Raw genomic sequence first — 1,142 nt, 5'->3', positions numbered from 1 at the left:
TTTAACGGCTTATCTTTGTCTTTATAAATACCGACATGATAAGCCCAACAAAATGCTAAGGCGTTCACTGCGACTAATTTGCTGACCCGATCAAGATGGGTTAAGTGGGTATCTTCAAGATTAAAGCCACGGCCCTTTAGACAAGCAAATAAAGTCTCAATCTCCCAACGCTTAGCATAGCTTGTCATCGCATCCACTGTTTCTAGTTGATTGGTGGCCACAATCACTAAACCATAGTCTTTATCACGCTTGGCAAATACTCGAACCAAACAACCATCGACAGTCAGTATTCGTCCATGTCGATATGTTTCTTGATGGCTAACATGGCGTAATAACTCTTTAATCTGTACCAACTTGCCATGATGATTCTTAACTTTACTGTTCTTCTTAATCCGTATGGCAAAGGGTATGTGATTATTGGTGAGCCAGTTAAACCATTTTTCGCCAACAAACTCTCTGTCTGCTACTATCATCTCAAGGTTATCTTTGCCAAATTGTTTGATAAACCGCTCAATAAGTTCACAGCGTTCAAGATGGTTTGTATTACCTCGCTTATCTAGCATTTGCCAGTATAAGGGGATGGCTATCCCTTTATATACCACCCCTAGCATAAAGATGTTGAGGTTACTTTTACCCCATTTCCAGTTGGTGCGGTCAATGGTTAAGGTGACTTTGCCTAGCCCAAATAGTCGATATATCATTAAAGCCAGTTGATCGTAGTCTATCCTCGCTTCGGCAAAAAATCGCTGTAGTCTGCGATAGTGACTGTCGGTCTTGCCACCCTTAGGAAGGTGTCTTGCTATTTTTTTTAAGATTACTGCTTTGAGCAGTAATCAGGGCTATTATCATTAGGCTCAAACAATTGTTTCTTGCCTTGTTCATGCTCAGGTTTTGGGTTAAAGTTTCACTAAGTCTGTTAAAGTTTCACTAAGTCTGTTAAAGTTTGGCATGGTCTGATTCGTCTTAAAAATTACTATTATGCCTTTGCTTTAACAGACTTTTTTGTTTTTTTGTCGTGTGCAGAGTAATTTATTCTTCATATGTCTTTTCCTGTTATATATTCCACCTTTTTCAATCATCTACAATTTTCCATTTTTGCTATTGAAAATTATCTATTATTCATAAGCTGACCTAATTATTAC

Annotated in this window: 1 protein-coding gene; it reads right to left on the bottom strand. The window is 38.2% G+C overall.

From position 1 onward, the window contains the following. Positions 1-803 (bottom strand): IS4 family transposase (locus VIM91_RS02940; protein ID WP_331863330.1); only part of this gene is annotated, 803 nt, incomplete at its 3' end. Positions 804-1,142: the final 339 nt, after the last annotated feature.

It is taken from the genome of Thiomicrospira sp., assembly GCF_036568485.1.
Classification (GTDB): Bacteria; Pseudomonadota; Gammaproteobacteria; order Thiomicrospirales; family Thiomicrospiraceae; genus Thiomicrospira.
Note: the sequence above shows the minus strand (reverse complement) of the source record. Positions and strands in the feature narration are given on the sequence as shown.